Origin of the sequence: Pseudomonas ovata (assembly GCF_003131185.1) — a bacterium.
Taxonomy (GTDB): domain Bacteria; phylum Pseudomonadota; class Gammaproteobacteria; order Pseudomonadales; family Pseudomonadaceae; genus Aquipseudomonas; species Aquipseudomonas ovata.
Genome location: NZ_QFFU01000004.1, coordinates 321,020 through 335,924, shown reverse-complemented (window position 1 = coordinate 335,924; position 14,905 = coordinate 321,020). Strand labels below are relative to the sequence as shown.

Genomic DNA, 14,905 nt, shown 5'->3' with positions numbered 1-14,905 from the left:
CCCTTTTCCCGGCTGAAGCGGATCGCCGTCCGACGGATCGCCGCCCGGCCGTCCTTCTGCCGGTCCTACGAGTGAGCGGGCGCCGGATTGTTGTGGCCGGCGGCCTCACGGCTGCTGCCGTAACGGGATATATCCAGGCCGGCGGCGCTGATCTGCGGGGTCTTGCGCGCGATCAGGTCAGCCAGCAGGCGGCCCGAGCCACACGCCATCGTCCAGCCCAGCGTGCCGTGGCCGGTGTTCAGAAACAGGTTGTTGTACGCCGTGGCGCCCACGATCGGCGTACCGTCCGGGGTAGTCGGGCGCAGGCCGGTCCAGAAACCGGCCTGGCTCAGGTCGCCGCCGAGAGGATAGAGATCGTTGACGATCATCTCCAGCGTTTCGCGTCGACGCGGGTTCAGCGACAGGTCAAAACCGGCAATCTCGGCCATGCCGCCGACCCGGATACGGTTGTCGAAGCGAGTGATGGCGACCTTGTAGGTCTCGTCGAGGATGGTCGAGGTCGGTGCCATGTCGCCACGGGTAATCGGCACGGTCAGCGAGTAGCCCTTGAGCGGGTAGACCGGGGCCTTGATGCCCAGCGGCTTGAGCAGTTGCGGCGAATAGCTGCCCAGCGCCAGCACGTAGCGGTCGGCGGTTTCCAGCTTGCCGTCGATCCAGACACCGTCTATGCGGTCACCGGCGAAGTCGAGGCGCTCGATGTTTTGCCCATGGCGAAACTCGACCCCCAGGTCGACGGCCATCTGCGCCAGGCGCGTGGTGAACAGCTGGCAGTCGCCGGTCTGGTCGTTGGGCAAGCGCAGCGCGCCGCTGAGGATACCGGTGACGCCGGCCAGGGCAGGTTCGACGCGGGCGATGCCGGCGCGGTCGAGCAACTCATAAGGCACGCCGGATTGCTCCAGCACCGAGATGTCCTTGGCGGCGTTGTCCAGTTGTTCCTGGGTGCGGAACAACTGGGTGGTGCCCAGTTGCCGCGCTTCGTAGGCAATGCCGGTTTCGGCGCGCAGTTCGTCGAGGCAGTCGCGGCTGTACTCGGACAGGCGCACCATGCGCTCCTTGTTTACCGCATAGCGGCTGGCAGTGCAGTTGCGCAGCATCTGCGCCATCCACAGGTACTGGTCCAGGCTGGTGGTGGCCTTGATCGCCAGCGGAGCATGGCGCTGCAGCAGCCATTTCATGGCCTTGAGCGGCACGCCTGGCGCGGCCCACGGCGAGGCATAGCCGGGCGAGACCTGGCCGGCGTTGGCGAAACTGGTTTCCATGGCCACGGCTGGCTGGCGGTCGACCACCGTGACCTGAAAGCCTTCACGCGCCAGATAGTAGGCCGTCGTCGTACCGATGACACCACTGCCGAGAACCAGAACGCGCATCTTGAGCACCTCATCGCGGAGATCCGCTGACGTTTGCAGAATGAGTAAGGAATGAGCGCAGTATAAAAAGGTTTAAGCAGTGCTTTTCACTATATAAAAAGCTATATTCGAGGCGTTTTCTCGGTAAACAGCGCTTAGGCAGAGGGAGATTACCCATGCGTACCCAGCATCAGTCCCGGCGTGAACTGGACAAGATCGATCGCAATATCCTGCGCATCCTGCAGACTGACGGGCGCATCTCGTTCACCGAGCTGGGCGAGCGCGTCGGTTTGTCGACCACGCCTTGCACCGAGCGGGTCCGGCGCCTGGAGCGCGAAGGCATCATCATGGGCTACAACGCCCGGCTCAACCCGCAGAACCTCAAGGCCAGCCTGCTGGTGTTCGTCGAGATCAGCCTGGACTACAAGTCCGGCGACACCTTCGACGAATTCCGCCGCGCCATTCTCAAGCTGCCGCATGTGCTGGAATGCCACCTGGTGTCGGGCGACTTCGATTACCTGGTCAAGGCGCGCATCTCGGAGATGGCTTCATACCGCAAGCTGCTGGGCGACATCCTGCTCAAGCTGCCGCACGTGCGCGAGTCGAAGAGCTACATCGTGATGGAAGAGGTCAAGGAAAGCCTGAGCCTGCCGATTGCGGATTGAACGGCTGCCCTTGAGGCCTCTTCCCGGCTAAAGCCGGTCCTACACGAGCACCTGTCGGGTGCTGGCCATGTAGTCGTGAATCTGCTTTTCGACCCGTGGGTGAATCAACTGCTCGGGACGCCGGCCGTTGGGGCATGGCAGGGTCGCGGTGGTGCCGAACAAGCGGCAGATCAGCGGGCGCTCTTCATACACCGTGCAGCCCTGGGGGCCCAGGTGCACGCAGTTGAGCGCCTCGAGCGCAGCCTCTTGCTCGGCCACGCTCTTGCGCGGCAGGCGTGACATTTCTTCGGTTGACGTGGTCACCGGCCCACAACAGTCATGACAACCCGGTACACATTCGAACGAAGGAATCTGGCGCCGCAGGGTGCGGACTTTTTCTCGGTTGCAACTCATCGACCTTTCCATCTTGGACAACGCGGCGATTGTGCCGCAGTTGGCAGGCCTGCGACAGCGGCTTATCCTCGCCTGCTGTTTGCGAATGACCAAGGACACCCCATGACCGCCCATGCCGCTTCCTATTACGCCGCCACCCGCCATCCGCAGCCTGATCATCCGCAGCTGCAAGGCGAGCTGAAGGTCGATGTGTGCGTGGTGGGCGGTGGCTTTTCCGGGCTGAACACCGCCATCGAGCTGGCCGAGCGCGGCCTGAGCGTGGCGCTGCTGGAAGCGCGGCGCATCGGCTGGGGCGCCAGTGGGCGCAATGGCGGGCAACTGATTCGCGGCGTCGGCCATGGTGTGGAGCAGTTTGCTCCGGTAATCGGCGAGGATGGGGTGCGCCAGCTCAAGCTGATGGGCTTCGAGGCGGTGGACATCGTGCGCCAGCGTATCGAGCGCCACGGCATTGCCTGCGACCTGAAGTGGGGCTATTGCGACCTGGCCAACAAGCCCGCCGACCTGCAGGGCTTTGCCGAAGACCTCGAAGAGCTGCGCAGCCTGGGTTATGGTCATGAACTGCGCTTGCTGCAGCCAGGGCAGATGCACGAAGTGGTGGGTTCGGACCGTTATGTGGGTGGCCTGATCGACATGGGCTCCGGGCACCTGCACCCGCTCAACCTGGCCCTGGGCGAAGCGGCCGTGGCCCGCACGCTGGGCGTGCAGGTGTTCGAGCAATCGGCAGTCACGCGCATCGAATACGGCCCGCAGGTCAAGGTGCACACCGCCCAGGGCCATGTGCAGGCCGGCTTCCTGGTGCTGGGCTGCAATGCCTACCTGAACGACCTGAATCCGGAGCTGGGCGGCAAGGTACTGCCGGCCGGCAGCTACGTCATCGCCACCGAACCGCTGAGCGCCGAGCAGGCCAGCCAGTTGCTGCCGCGTGACATGGCGGTGTGTGACCAGCGCGTGGCCCTGGATTACTACCGGTTGTCCGCCGACCGCCGCCTGCTGTTCGGTGGCGCCTGCCATTACTCGGGCCGCGACCCGCAGGACATTGCGGCCTACATGCAGCCCAAGATGCTCAAGGTGTTCCCACAACTGGCCGGGGTGCGCATCGATTACCAGTGGGGGGGCATGATCGGCATCGGTGCCAACCGCCTGCCGCAGATCGGCCGGCTCAAGCAGCACCCCAATGTGTTCTACGCCCAGGCCTATTCGGGGCACGGCCTCAACGCCACGCACCTGGCCGGCAAGCTGCTGGGCGAAGCCATCGCCGGCCAGCACAGCGCCGGTTTCGAGCTGTTCGCCAGGGTGCCGCACATGACCTTCCCCGGCGGCAAGCACCTGCGCTCACCGCTGCTGGCGCTGGGCATGCTCTGGCACCGCCTCAAGGAACTGGCCTAGGTCTTTGCATCGACCGGTTGTAGGAGCCCGCTTGCCGGCGACTGGGCGCGAAGCGGCCACAAAAATTGATGAAACGCCACAAATTTACGACTGCTGACGCAGCCGGTCGCGGGTAAACGCGCTCCTACCAGCCAGCAGCGATGTATCACTCACGCCAGAACGGCTTGGCAGCCTCGGCCCGGGCCTGGCTGTAGTCCAGGCCGATGTCGCGCAGTTCGTCATCGGTCAGGTTGAGCAAGGCGCGGCGTGATACCCAGCGATGACGATACAGTGCAAGGCGGCCCGTGGCGGGCAGGCATACAGTTGGCGCCGGCTGTGTACGTTTCTGGCGGGCAACCGGTTGGTGTGTATCCCGTTCGCTGCCTTGCAGCACCGATTGCACATCAATAACCCCGTTCATGATCGTCTCCTGCGTATGGCGTGGTGTTGGAACGATGATGAAGAAAACGGCAAGCGCAATACAGATTCAAAAAGGCTTTATATTTTTCGTACAGATAGCGTGTTCAAAAGGCTGAATGCTATATTTTCGCGACATCTGTATTGCAACGTGCGCGCAAGCCGCCGGGAGTATGCTTTGACCCTGTACGTCAATCTGGCCGAACTGTTGGGTTCGCGCATCGAGAACGGCTTCTACCGGCCGGGTGACCGATTGCCATCGGTGCGTGCCCTGAGCCTGGAGCACGGCGTGAGCCTGAGTACCGTGCAGCAGGCGTATCGAGTGCTGGAAGACAATGGCCTGGCGATTCCACGGCCCAAGTCGGGCTATTTCGTGCCGGCCAGTCGCAAGGCGCCGGCATTGCCAGGGGTCGGGCGCCCGGTGCAGCGGCCCGTGGAGATTTCCCAGTGGGAGCAGGTGCTGGACCTGATCCGCTTCTCGCCGGCCAAAGACTTCACTCAGCTGGGGCGTGGCATGCCGGATGTCAGCAGCCCGACGCTCAGGCCGCTGCTGCGCTCGCTGAGCCAGCTCAGTCGCCACCAAGACATGCCCGGCCTGTATTACGGCGACATCCATGGCGTGGATGCGCTGCGTGAACAGGTTGCTCGCTTGCTGCTGGACTCCGGCTGCAACCTCAGTGCTGGCGATGTGATCATCACCACCGGCTGCCATGAAGCGATGTCGGCGAGCATTCGGGCGCTGTGCTCGCCTGGCGATGTAGTTGCGGTCGACTCGCCAAGCTTTTTCGGTGCCATGCAGACCCTCAAGGGGCTGGGCATGAAAGCCCTGGAAATTCCCACCGACCCGCTGACCGGCATCAGCCTGGAAGCCCTGGAGCTGGCGCTGGAACAATGGCCGATCAAGGTCATCCAGCTGACGCCGAGCTGCAACAACCCGCTGGGCTACATCATGCCTGAGGAGCGCAAACGCGCCCTGCTGCGCCTGGCACAGCGTTTCGACGTGGCGATCATTGAAGATGATGTGTATGGCGACCTGGCCTACAGTTACCCGCGCCCGCGCACCATCAAGTCGTTCGACGAGGACGGCCGCGTGTTGCTGTGCAGTTCGTTTTCCAAGTCCCTGGCACCGGGCTTGCGCGTCGGCTGGGTGGCACCGGGACGCTATCTGGAACAGGTGCTGCACATGAAGTACATCAGCACCGGCTCCACCGCGCCGCAGCCGCAGCTGGCTGCCGCCGAGTTCTTGCAGGGCGGGCATTACGAGCCGCACCTGCGGCGCATGCGCAGCCAGTACCAGCGCGGCCGTGACCAGATGATCGACTGGGTGATGCGCTACTTTCCCGAAGGCACCCGCGCCAGCCGGCCGCAAGGTGGCTTCATGCTGTGGGTCGAGCTGGACGAGAATTTCGACACCCTGCGCCTGAACCGCGCCCTGCTCGAGCACAAGGTGCAGGTGGCGGTGGGCAGCATCTTTTCCGCCTCCGGCAAATACCGTAACTGCCTGCGCATGAATTACTCGGGCCGCCCGACCCCCGAGATCGAAGCGGCCGTACGCACCGTGGGCGAGACCATCAAGCGCCTGCTGGCCCAGCCCCTGTAGGAGCGCGCTTGCCCGCGACCGGTTGCGTTAGCAGTCGTAAATTTTCAGCGTTTCATAAATTTTGAATGCGTCCACAGTTCAGTATTTGTGGCGTCTGACAAATTTTGCGAGCGCTACGCACTCGGTCGCGGGCAAGCGCGCTCCTACGTGCCGTGTCGGTAGCTGTTGCGTAACTTTTACACCCCTGTGACTGTCATATCGCCAAATCAAGCATGCAGGGACACCCCTTGAACAGACGATGGCTGGTGCCGTTCTACCTGTGGGCCACGCTGGGCCTGGCCGGCTGTGCACAGCGCAGTGTGCACGACGAGCCCAGCCAGGCCCTGCCGGCGGCGCAGTCGAGCTTCGGCCGTTCGATCCAGGCGTTGGCGCAGGCCCATGAGGGGCGTTCGGGCTTTCGTCTGCTGGCCAACAGCGGCGAGGCGTTCAGCGCCCGCGCCGAGCTGATCCGCATGGCCCGCACCAGCCTGGACCTGCAGTACTACATCGTGCATGACGGCCTGAGCACCCGCACCCTGGTGGAAGAGCTGCTCAAGGCCGCCGACCGTGGCGTGCGCGTGCGCATCCTGCTGGATGACACCACCACCGATGGCCAGGACCAGACCATTGCCACTCTGGCGGCGCATCCACAGATCCAGATCCGGCTGTTCAACCCGCAGGAGCTAGGTCGCGAAACCGGTGTGACGCGCAGTGTCGGGCGCTTGCTGAACCTGTCGCGCCAACACCGGCGCATGCACAACAAGCTGTGGCTGGCCGACAACAGTGTCGGCATCGTCGGTGGGCGCAACCTGGGCGATGAGTATTTCGACGCCGAGCCCAATCTCAACTTCACCGATGTCGACCTGCTCGGCGCGGGCCCGGTGGCCGAGCAGCTCGGGCACAGTTTCGATCAGTACTGGAACAGCCGGCTGAGCAAGCCCATCGACGGCTTCATGTATTTCTTGCCCAGCCACCACGATTTGAGCAAGGCGCGCCGCAAGCTGGCCAGGTCACTGGAGCAGTCGCACAAGCAGCACAGGCAGCTGTACGAGCGGCTGATGACCTACCAGACCGAACCGCGACTGCAGACCTGGCTGCAGCAATTGACCTGGGCGCACAGCCAGGTGCTGTGGGATGCACCGACCAAAGTGTTGTCGCAGGGCGAACCGGACCCGCACTTGCTGTTGACCACCCAGCTCGGCCCGGAACTGGCCAGTGTCAAACAGGAACTGATGCTGGTCTCGGCCTATTTTGTGCCGGGCGAGCAAGGCCAGGCCTACCTGACCGGGCGCGCCGATGCCGGCGTGGCGGTCAGCCTGCTGACCAACTCGTTGGAGGCCACCGACGTGCCGGCCGTGCATGGCGGCTATGCGCCCTATCGCCAGGGCCTGCTGGAGCATGGCGTGAAACTGTTCGAAATGCGCCGCCAGCCCGGTGACCCGTCGGCCATGGGGCGTCGCCAGTCACCGTTGTTCGCCAGCCCGTCGCTGGTCAGCAGCGGCTCGGACTCCAGCCTGCACAGCAAGGCGATGATTTTCGACCGACAGAAAATGTTTGTCGGCTCGTTCAATTTCGACCCGCGCTCGGTGCTGTGGAACACCGAGATCGGCATTCTGGTCGACAGCCCGCCGCTGGCCGAGCAACTGCGCGGCCTGACCCTGGAAGGCATGTCGCCGGAGCGCAGTTACCAGGTGCGCCTGGAAAATGGCCAGCTTGTCTGGGTCACCGAAGACAATGGTCACCTGCACACCTTGCGCAAGGAGCCGGGCGACTGGTGGCGGCGTTTCAATGCCTGGATGAGCCAGGCCATCGGCCTGGAGCGCATGCTGTAGCCGCGGTAGGAGCGGTCCTGCGGGCTCAAACCGCCGCCGGCTTGTCGCCAAACGCCCCCTGGCGCAGCAACAGCACCACCAGGCCAAAAGCGCCGGCGGCCATCAGCCACGGCAGGGTGTGGCCGCTGACCCACTGGCTGCCCGCGCCAGCCACCAAGGGCCCGAGCAGGCAACCGATGCCCCATAGCTGCGCGACATGGGCGTTGGCACGCACCAGCGCATCATCACGGAAACGCTCGCCGATCAGGATCAGCGACAGGGTGAACAGCCCGCCGGCACTGGCGCCGAACAGCACCCACACCGGCCAGATCACTACCGTGTGCATGAACACCGGCACCAGCAGGCTGGAGATCAACAGCATCACTGCACAGCCAGTAAACAGGGTGCGCCGCGACATGCGGTCGGCCAGCAGGCCGATGGGCAACTGCAACAGCGCATCGCCCACCACCACCGTACTGACCATCAGCAGCGCGATGTCGGCCGTGAACCCCTGGCGCAGGCAGTACACCGGCAACAGGGTCAGAATCATCGCTTCGAAGGCCGCGAACAGCGACACGGCCCAGGCGATTGCCGGGATGTTGCGGCAGAAGGCGAACAGGTCATTGAAGCTCACATGGCAGGCTTCGGTGCTGGGTGCGCCGCTGCGGCCCAGGAGCAGAAACGGTGAAACGATCAACAGCCCCACGCCGATCCAGAAGCCGTAGTCGGCTTCGGTGCCGATCCAGCCCAGAAACAGCGGGCCGCTGAGCTGGCTCAGGGCATAGGTGCTGCCATACAGGGCCACCAGGCGTCCGCGCAGACGCTCGATCACCAACTGATTGATCCAGCTCTCGCCCAGTACAAAGACGATGGTCAGGATCAGCCCGAGCATCAGGCGCAGCACCAGCCACACCGGGTAATACGGCAACAGTGCCAGTAGCCCGACCGACAGCGCGCCGCTCCACAGGCACAGGCGCATCAGGTGTGCCGTGCCGAAGCGCGCCGCCAGCCGGCTGGCCAGCCCGGCGCCCAGCAGCACACCAATAGCCGGCATGGCCGCCATCACACCGATGGCAAAGCTGCCATAGCCCCAGCCTTCAAGGCGCAGCGACACCAGCGGCATGCTCACGCCAATCGCCAGACCGACGCTCAGGACCGAGGCCAGTACGGCAAAATAGGTACCCCACGGCATTGACCGCTCCAACAGATAAAAAGAATGCCCAAAAAAATCGCCCGGCCCGTGCACGATGCACAGGCCGGGCGACAGGGGGATTACAACTTGATCCAGGTTGCTTTCAGCTCGGTGTACTTGTCGAAGGCGTGCAGCGACTTGTCGCGGCCGTTGCCCGACTGCTTGAAGCCACCGAACGGCGCGGTCATGTCGCCGCCGTCGTACTGGTTGACCCACACGCTGCCGGCGCGCAGGGCCTTGGCGGTCAGGTGCGCCTTGGACAGGTCCGAGGTCCAGACCGCAGCCGCCAGCCCGTACTGGGTGTCGTTGGCGATGCGGATGGCTTCTTCGGCGCTGTCGAAGGTGATGACCGAGAGCACCGGGCCGAAGATTTCTTCCTGGGCGATCTTCATGGCGTTGTTGACGCCGTCGAAGATGGTCGGCTCGACATACGTGCCGCCACTCTCTTCCAGGATACGCTTGCCACCAGCGACCAGTTTGGCGCCATCGGCGTGCCCGGCCTCGATGTAGCCCAGCACGGTGTTCATCTGTTGGGTGTCGACCAGTGCGCCGACCGTGGTCGCAGGGTCCAGCGGATTGCCCGGCTTCCAGGCCTTGAGGGCCTCGATCACCAGCGGCAGGAACTGGTCCTTGATCGAGCGCTCGACCAGCAGGCGCGAGCCTGCGGTGCACACCTCGCCCTGGTTGAAGGCGATGGCGCTGGCGGCGGCTTCGGCGGCGGCCTGCAGGTCCGGGGCATCGGCGAACACGATGTTGGGGCTCTTGCCGCCGGCTTCCAGCCAGACGCGCTTCATGTTCGACTCGCCGGCGTAGACCATCAGTTGCTTGGCGATCCTGGTCGAGCCGGTGAACACCACGGTGTCGACGTCATTGTGCAGGGCCAGCGCCTTGCCCACGGTGTGGCCATGACCCGGCAGCACGTTGAGCACGCCGGCCGGAATGCCGGCCTCGATGGCCAGTTGCGCAATGCGGATGGCGGTCAGCGGCGACTTTTCCGAAGGCTTGAGGATCACCGAGTTACCGGTCGACAGCGCAGGGCCCAGCTTCCAGCACGCCATCAGCAGCGGGAAGTTCCACGGCACGATGGCGGCGACGACGCCGACCGGCTCGCGGGTCACCAGGCCCAGCTGGTTGTGCGGGGTGGCAGCGACTTCGTCATACAGCTTGTCGATGGCCTCGCCGCACCAGCTCAGGGCCTGCGCGGCGCCTGGAATGTCGATGCCGGACGAGTCGCCGATCGGCTTGCCCATGTCGAGGGTTTCCAGCAGGGCGAGTTCTTCGACATGCTGGCGGATCAGGCCGGCAAAGCGGATCATGGTCGACTTGCGCTTGGTCGGCGCCAGTCGCGACCAACTGCCGGCGTCGAACACCTTGCGGGCACTTTCGACCGCCTGTTGGGCGTCGGCGCTGTCGCAACTGGCCACCTTGGCCAGCAGCCGGCCGTCGACCGGGCTGATGCAGTCGAAGGTGGCACCGGAGGCGGCATCGGTGTACTGGCCCTGGATGAAGGCGCGGCCTTCGATCTTCAGGTCGCGGGCGCGTTGTTCCCAGTCAGCAAGCGTCAAGGTGGTCATACGCATGTCCTCTTAGTGTTCGATGATGGTCTGGCTGCAGGAGTCTAAAACAGCCATGAGCGTTCGCCACCCTAAACCAGCGACCGGCAAAAAATCCAATATATTTGACAGAAACGGTTACAAAAGCAGCCTTTGTTTAATTTATTGAACGGCCGATCAGAGGCATCATCGGCCTTTCGCCTGATTCAATTACAACCACCGCGCACCACACGCTTGCCAAGGGGATCTGCATGACCATTCAAACCATCGTCGATTTCAGCGAAGCCGGCACGCCTGCCGAACGTTATCGTCCTGCCCCGGAAAAAATCCTCAAGGGCGACCCGCAGCAGACTGTCTACAACCACTACAACAGCCCGTGCGAGCAATTCAATGCCGGGGTGTGGGAAGGCGAGCCCGGCCAGTGGCAGGTCAGCTACACCGAACACGAATACTGCGAGATCGTCCACGGCGTCTCGGTGCTGCGCGATGAAAACGGCCAGGCCAAGACCTTGCGCGCCGGTGACCGCTTCGTGATTCCGGCGGGTTTCAAGGGCACCTGGGAGGTGCTGGAAACATGCCGCAAGATCTACGTGATTTTCGAAGCCACGCATATAAATAAGTAACGCATACGTGGCGCTGCACAGACGCATGATGCTCACGTGTCCGAATCAACGGACTCGCACTCAACAAGGAAGATGAGCATGAGCGACGAATTCACTGAAGCCAATGAAAAGGTCAACGAGCAGCTGCAATACCTGGTTGGTAGCTGGTACGTCCCTTCTGTCAAAGCCTATGTCATGCAACTGACCGGTTTTGAGCAGGTGTGGGCACCTGATGATTACCCGACCGGCGAACCTGACATTCGCCGTCTTGGCATCCTGCTCGACTGGCGAGGCAGGATTGCCGGCTTCAAGGTTGGCTGATTCGGCAACCGGCCACACAAGAGATGCGCATCGCAAGATGCGCATCTTTTTTTTGGCTGCGCAATCCGGCAACCCACCAGGAAACATATCGCAAGATTTGCGCATTTTCTGAAACAACACATATAGATAAGTAACGCCTTTACAGGGTCATGAAGGAGGACTCTGAAGGTGTCCTGACTGATGGACGTACCTTTCAAGGAAGATAGAAATGAACAACAACAATGATTTGGCTCAGACCCTTCAACACCTGATTGGCAGTCGCTATGTACCTTCGCTCAAGGCCTATATCAGCGAACTGACCGGTGTCCCGGATGTAGCCGGTCCCGGTGAAACTGACACAAAAGGCCGCCCTGACCTCAATGCAGACGGTCGCCCTGACGGTGTACCGGGCGAAATCGACGGCAAGGGTCGTCCTGACCTCAACGCAGACGGTCGTCCTGACGGTGTACCGGGCGAAATCGACGGCAAGGGCCGTCCTGACCTCAACGCAGACGGTCGCCCTGACGGTGTGCCGGGCGAAATCGACGGCAAGGGTCGTCCTGACCTCAACGCAGACGGTCGCCCTGACGGTGTACCGGGTGAAATTGACGGCAAGGGTCGTCCTGACCTCAATGCAGACGGTCGCCCTGACGGTGTACCGGGTGAAATTGACGGCAAGGGCCGTCCTGACCTCAACGCAGACGGTCGTCCTGACGGTGTACCGGGCGAAATCGACGGCAAGGGCCGTCCAGGAATTGATGTCAGCCGCATCACCGTAGCGGTCGACGCCGCTGGGCGTGTCATCCGCTTTGGTTTTGTCTGATCGCCTTTCCGGCTGAACAGCATGCCAAAGGCCTGTATGCGCCCGGGTCTGCAAATATAAATAAATAGCGCACCCGCAGGGCGCTAAAAGAGGAATCTGAGAGTGCCCGCATGGACGGGCATCTATCTCTTTTCAAGGAAGATCAAAATGACCAACGAAGAAATCACCCAGTCCCTGCAATACCTGGTCGGCAGCCGCTATGTGCCGGCGATCAGGGGCTATATCAGCGAGCTCACCGGCCGCGCCCGGGTGCACGGTCCACGCGAGATCACCACGCGTGAATACGACGTGAATCGCGTGACCGTGCAGGCCGATGCCGATGAAGCCATCACCGGCTTCAGCTTTGGCTGATCACGTTTCTGCCTGAACCAAAAAAGGCCCGTATCTCGCGATACGGGCCTTTTTTGTGAAAGCCAAAATCAATTACTTGATTTTGCCTTCCTTGTAGATCACGTGCTTGCGAACAACCGGATCAAATTTCTTGATCTCGATTTTGTCCGGAGTAGTACGCTTGTTCTTGTCGGTCGTGTAGAAGTGACCGGTGCCGGCGCTCGAAATCAAACGAATCAATTCACGCATGATCAGTCTCCTTAAATCTTGCCGTCGCGACGCAGGTCAACCAGGACCGCCTCGATACCGCGTTTGTCGATGATACGCATGCCCTTGGCAGAAACGCGCAGGCGAACGAAACGTTTTTCACTTTCAACCCAGAAGCGGTGATGCTGCAGGTTTGGCAGGAAACGACGACGGGTTTTGTTGTTTGCGTGGGAAATGTTATTCCCGGTTACCGGACCCTTACCGGTAACTTGACAGACTCTCGACATGCCTCAGCCCTCTAAAACCACATGCCCAACCCGGCATGGGTTGGCCGCTTAATCTCTCAGTCATTCGGCGCATGGTGCGCCGCGTTTCTTCAAGGGTCTTACCGACCTCACCTGATGGGTAAGGAGCCGGGCCCTAGAAAAGAGCGCTGCTTTATACCAGAAACCCCCGCAGTCAACAACAAGCAAAGTAGTTTGCGCTGCTGGAACAGGTGCCATGTCCATGCCAGCGGGCATCCACGAACAAAGTGCCATTCGTCGCATTGCATTGATTGTCGTGTGCCATGACATCGTCTAGGGTAGGTCCCCTCACCAGACTGCACCGGCAGATGGGGCCCTATCTGAACAGGAATATAGCCATGCGCCTAGCTGCACTCCCTCTTTTGCTCGCCCCATTGCTGCTGCCGGCCATGACCCAGGCCGCCAACCTGATCGTATGCACCGAAGCGAGCCCCGAGGGGTTCGATGTCGTGCAGTACAACTCGCTGACCACCACCAACGCCTCGGCCGATGTGCTGATGAACCGCCTGGTGGACTTCGATGCACAAGGCGCCAGGCTGGTGCCAAGCCTGGCCGAAAGCTGGACGGTGTCGGCCGATGGCCTGACGTACGACTTCAAGCTGCGCAGCGGGGTCAAATTCCACAGCACCGACTACTTCAAGCCGACCCGCGACCTGAATGCCGACGACGTGCTGTTCAGCTTCAATCGTATGCTCGACGCCAGCAACCCCTGGCACAAGATCGCCCAGAGCGGCTTTCCGCATGCGCAGTCGATGCAGCTGCCGGCGCTGATCAAGGCCATCGAGGCCCCTGACGCACACACTGTACGCTTTGTTCTCAACCGTGCCGACGCCACCTTCCTGGCGACCCTGAGCATGGGCTTTGCCTCGATCTACTCGGCCGAATACACCGCGCAACTGCTCAAGGCCGGCACGCCGGAAAAACTCAACACCCAGCCGATCGGCACCGGTCCTTTCGTGTTCAAGCGCTTCCAGAAGGATGCCGTGGTGCGCTACAGCGGCAACCCGGACTACTTTGCCGGCAAGCCGGCCATCGACACGCTGGTGTACGCCATCACCCCGGACGCCAACGTGCGCCTGCAGAAGGTACGGCGTAACGAATGCCAGGTCGCCCTGTCGCCCAAGCCGCTGGATATACAGGCCGCCAGTGAAGACCCGAACCTCAAGGTCGAGAAGACCGAAGCGTTCATGACCGCCTTCGTGGCGATTAATACCCAGCACCCGCCGTTCGACAAGCCCGAGGTGCGCCAGGCCGTGAACCTGGCCTTCGACAAGGCCAATTACCTCAAGGCGGTGTTCGAAGGCACGGCCGAAAGCGCCGCCGGCCCTTTCCCGGCCACCACCTGGAGTTACGCCAAAGACTTGCCGGGCTACGCCCACGATGTGGCCAAGGCCAAGGCCCTGGTGGCCAAGGCCGGGCTGAAGGACGGCACCAAAACCACGATCTGGACCCGCCCGTCGAGCAGTCTGCTCAACCCCAATCCCGGGTTGGGCGCGCAACTGCTGCAGGCGGATCTCAAGCAGATCGGCATCGACGCCGAGATCCGCGTCATCGAATGGGGCGAACTGATTCGCCGTGCCAAGGCGGGCGAGCATGACTTGTTGTTCATGGGCTGGGCCGGCGACAACGGCGACCCGGACAACTTCCTGACCCCACAGTTTTCCTGTGCGGCCGTGCAGTCGGGCACTAACTTCGCCCGGTACTGCGACAAGGGTCTGGACACGCTGATCACCAATGGCAAGGCCACCAGTGACCAGGCCGCCCGCAGCAAGCTCTACCAGCAGGCCCAGGCGCAGATCCAGCAGCAAGCCCTGTGGCTGCCACTGGCCCACCCCACCGCCGCCGTGCTGACCCGCAAGGAAGTCAGCGGCTACCAGGTCAGCCCGTTCGGCCGCCAGGATTTCTACAAGGTGACAGTGAAATAACCCGGCCGCCTCGCACCACGCCAATCCTGTTGGAGCGACCAACGGTCGCGAAAGGCAGCATTCGCGACCGTTGCTTGCTCCTGCGGCTGACA

The 14,905-nt window shown here is 62.4% G+C and carries 16 protein-coding genes; 9 read left to right on the top strand and 7 right to left on the bottom strand.

The genetic code is table 11. The features are described from left to right. Window positions 1–65: 65 nt before the first annotated feature. A complete protein-coding gene (dadA, locus tag DGA31_RS08555) occupies window positions 66–1,367 on the bottom strand; it encodes a D-amino acid dehydrogenase (protein ID WP_109512219.1) in 1,302 nt (433 codons plus the stop codon). Between the two features lie 155 nt (window positions 1,368–1,522). Here dadA and DGA31_RS08550 point away from each other — a divergent pair, with 155 nt between their 5' ends. Then, complete coding sequence (locus tag DGA31_RS08550) at window positions 1,523–2,011, top strand: Lrp/AsnC ligand binding domain-containing protein (RefSeq protein ID WP_056841129.1); 489 nt, start codon at window positions 1,523–1,525, stop codon at window positions 2,009–2,011. Window positions 2,012–2,050: 39 nt separating this feature from the next. On the opposite strand, the gene DGA31_RS08545 is transcribed toward DGA31_RS08550, so the two are convergent. Next, window positions 2,051–2,404, bottom strand: a complete 354-nt coding sequence (locus tag DGA31_RS08545; protein WP_056841130.1) for a YkgJ family cysteine cluster protein — start codon at window positions 2,402–2,404, stop codon at window positions 2,051–2,053. Window positions 2,405–2,506: 102 nt separating this feature from the next. Here DGA31_RS08545 and DGA31_RS08540 point away from each other — a divergent pair, with 102 nt between their 5' ends. Continuing rightward, window positions 2,507–3,790, top strand: a complete 1,284-nt coding sequence (locus DGA31_RS08540; protein WP_109512218.1) for an NAD(P)/FAD-dependent oxidoreductase — start codon at window positions 2,507–2,509, stop codon at window positions 3,788–3,790. Window positions 3,791–3,935: 145 nt separating this feature from the next. Here the strand turns inward: DGA31_RS08540 and DGA31_RS08535 are convergent, their stop codons facing one another. Beyond that, complete coding sequence (locus DGA31_RS08535; protein WP_109512217.1) at window positions 3,936–4,190, bottom strand: DUF1127 domain-containing protein; 255 nt, start codon at window positions 4,188–4,190, stop codon at window positions 3,936–3,938. Between the two features lie 174 nt (window positions 4,191–4,364). Between DGA31_RS08535 and DGA31_RS08530 the strand changes: the two genes are divergently transcribed. Continuing rightward, window positions 4,365–5,786: an aminotransferase-like domain-containing protein gene (locus DGA31_RS08530; protein WP_109512216.1), complete on the top strand. Its 1,422-nt coding sequence runs from the start codon at window positions 4,365–4,367 to the stop codon at window positions 5,784–5,786. Window positions 5,787–6,013: 227 nt separating this feature from the next. Further along, complete coding sequence (locus DGA31_RS08525; RefSeq protein WP_109512215.1) at window positions 6,014–7,597, top strand: phospholipase D family protein; 1,584 nt, start codon at window positions 6,014–6,016, stop codon at window positions 7,595–7,597. Between the two features lie 25 nt (window positions 7,598–7,622). Here the strand turns inward: DGA31_RS08525 and DGA31_RS08520 are convergent, their stop codons facing one another. Both DGA31_RS08520 and DGA31_RS08515 read right to left on the bottom strand, forming a co-directional pair. Then, window positions 7,623–8,768, bottom strand: coding sequence for an MFS transporter (locus DGA31_RS08520; protein ID WP_109512214.1), 1,146 nt, complete (start codon window positions 8,766–8,768; stop codon window positions 7,623–7,625). An 80-nt stretch (window positions 8,769–8,848) separates the two neighbouring features. Further along, window positions 8,849–10,342, bottom strand: coding sequence for an aldehyde dehydrogenase (locus tag DGA31_RS08515; protein WP_109512213.1), 1,494 nt, complete (start codon window positions 10,340–10,342; stop codon window positions 8,849–8,851). A gap of 230 nt (window positions 10,343–10,572) precedes the next feature. On the opposite strand from DGA31_RS08515, the gene DGA31_RS08510 reads away from it, so the two are divergent. From DGA31_RS08510 to DGA31_RS08495, 4 genes are all read left to right on the top strand, one after another. Further along, window positions 10,573–10,944 (top strand): cupin domain-containing protein, encoded by a 372-nt coding sequence (locus DGA31_RS08510; protein WP_109512212.1) that lies wholly within the window; start codon window positions 10,573–10,575, stop codon window positions 10,942–10,944. A gap of 78 nt (window positions 10,945–11,022) precedes the next feature. Then, on the top strand, window positions 11,023–11,244 hold the full coding sequence (locus DGA31_RS08505) for a hypothetical protein (protein WP_109512211.1): 222 nt from the start codon (window positions 11,023–11,025) through the stop codon (window positions 11,242–11,244). Window positions 11,245–11,452: 208 nt separating this feature from the next. Continuing rightward, window positions 11,453–12,046: a hypothetical protein gene (locus DGA31_RS29960; RefSeq protein WP_109512210.1), complete on the top strand. Its 594-nt coding sequence runs from the start codon at window positions 11,453–11,455 to the stop codon at window positions 12,044–12,046. A 147-nt stretch (window positions 12,047–12,193) separates the two neighbouring features. Next, window positions 12,194–12,397, top strand: coding sequence for a hypothetical protein (locus tag DGA31_RS08495; protein ID WP_109512209.1), 204 nt, complete (start codon window positions 12,194–12,196; stop codon window positions 12,395–12,397). 72 nt (window positions 12,398–12,469) lie between these two features. Here DGA31_RS08495 and rpmG read toward each other — a convergent pair whose 3' ends face one another. Next, a complete protein-coding gene (gene rpmG / locus DGA31_RS08490) occupies window positions 12,470–12,625 on the bottom strand; it encodes a 50S ribosomal protein L33 (RefSeq protein ID WP_007894709.1) in 156 nt (51 codons plus the stop codon). An 11-nt stretch (window positions 12,626–12,636) separates the two neighbouring features. Further along, window positions 12,637–12,870, bottom strand: coding sequence for a 50S ribosomal protein L28 (rpmB, locus tag DGA31_RS08485; protein WP_056841141.1), 234 nt, complete (start codon window positions 12,868–12,870; stop codon window positions 12,637–12,639). Between the two features lie 356 nt (window positions 12,871–13,226). Between rpmB and DGA31_RS08480 the strand changes: the two genes are divergently transcribed. Beyond that, the gene (locus DGA31_RS08480; RefSeq protein WP_109512208.1) at window positions 13,227–14,813 is read left to right on the top strand and encodes an ABC transporter substrate-binding protein; all 1,587 of its coding nucleotides are present in this window, start codon (window positions 13,227–13,229) and stop codon (window positions 14,811–14,813) included. Window positions 14,814–14,905: the final 92 nt, after the last annotated feature.

Bases quoted from the DNA above. Each gene is read 5' to 3' on its own strand.
- DGA31_RS08550 (WP_056841129.1), top strand. From the start codon at position 1,523: ATGCGTACCCAGCATCAGTCCCGGCGTGAACTGGACAAGATCGATCGC.
- DGA31_RS08535 (WP_109512217.1), bottom strand. From the start codon at position 4,190: ATGAACGGGGTTATTGATGTGCAATCGGTGCTGCAAGGCAGCGAACGG.
- DGA31_RS08545 (WP_056841130.1), bottom strand. From the start codon at position 2,404: ATGAGTTGCAACCGAGAAAAAGTCCGCACCCTGCGGCGCCAGATTCCT.
- dadA (WP_109512219.1), bottom strand. From the start codon at position 1,367: ATGCGCGTTCTGGTTCTCGGCAGTGGTGTCATCGGTACGACGACGGCC.
- DGA31_RS08540 (WP_109512218.1), top strand. From the start codon at position 2,507: ATGACCGCCCATGCCGCTTCCTATTACGCCGCCACCCGCCATCCGCAG.
- DGA31_RS08510 (WP_109512212.1), top strand. From the start codon at position 10,573: ATGACCATTCAAACCATCGTCGATTTCAGCGAAGCCGGCACGCCTGCC.
- rpmG (WP_007894709.1), bottom strand. From the start codon at position 12,625: ATGCGTGAATTGATTCGTTTGATTTCGAGCGCCGGCACCGGTCACTTC.
- rpmB (WP_056841141.1), bottom strand. From the start codon at position 12,870: ATGTCGAGAGTCTGTCAAGTTACCGGTAAGGGTCCGGTAACCGGGAAT.
- DGA31_RS08520 (WP_109512214.1), bottom strand. From the start codon at position 8,768: ATGCCGTGGGGTACCTATTTTGCCGTACTGGCCTCGGTCCTGAGCGTC.
- DGA31_RS08480 (WP_109512208.1), top strand. From the start codon at position 13,227: ATGCGCCTAGCTGCACTCCCTCTTTTGCTCGCCCCATTGCTGCTGCCG.
- DGA31_RS29960 (WP_109512210.1), top strand. From the start codon at position 11,453: ATGAACAACAACAATGATTTGGCTCAGACCCTTCAACACCTGATTGGC.
- DGA31_RS08495 (WP_109512209.1), top strand. From the start codon at position 12,194: ATGACCAACGAAGAAATCACCCAGTCCCTGCAATACCTGGTCGGCAGC.
- DGA31_RS08515 (WP_109512213.1), bottom strand. From the start codon at position 10,342: ATGACCACCTTGACGCTTGCTGACTGGGAACAACGCGCCCGCGACCTG.
- DGA31_RS08505 (WP_109512211.1), top strand. From the start codon at position 11,023: ATGAGCGACGAATTCACTGAAGCCAATGAAAAGGTCAACGAGCAGCTG.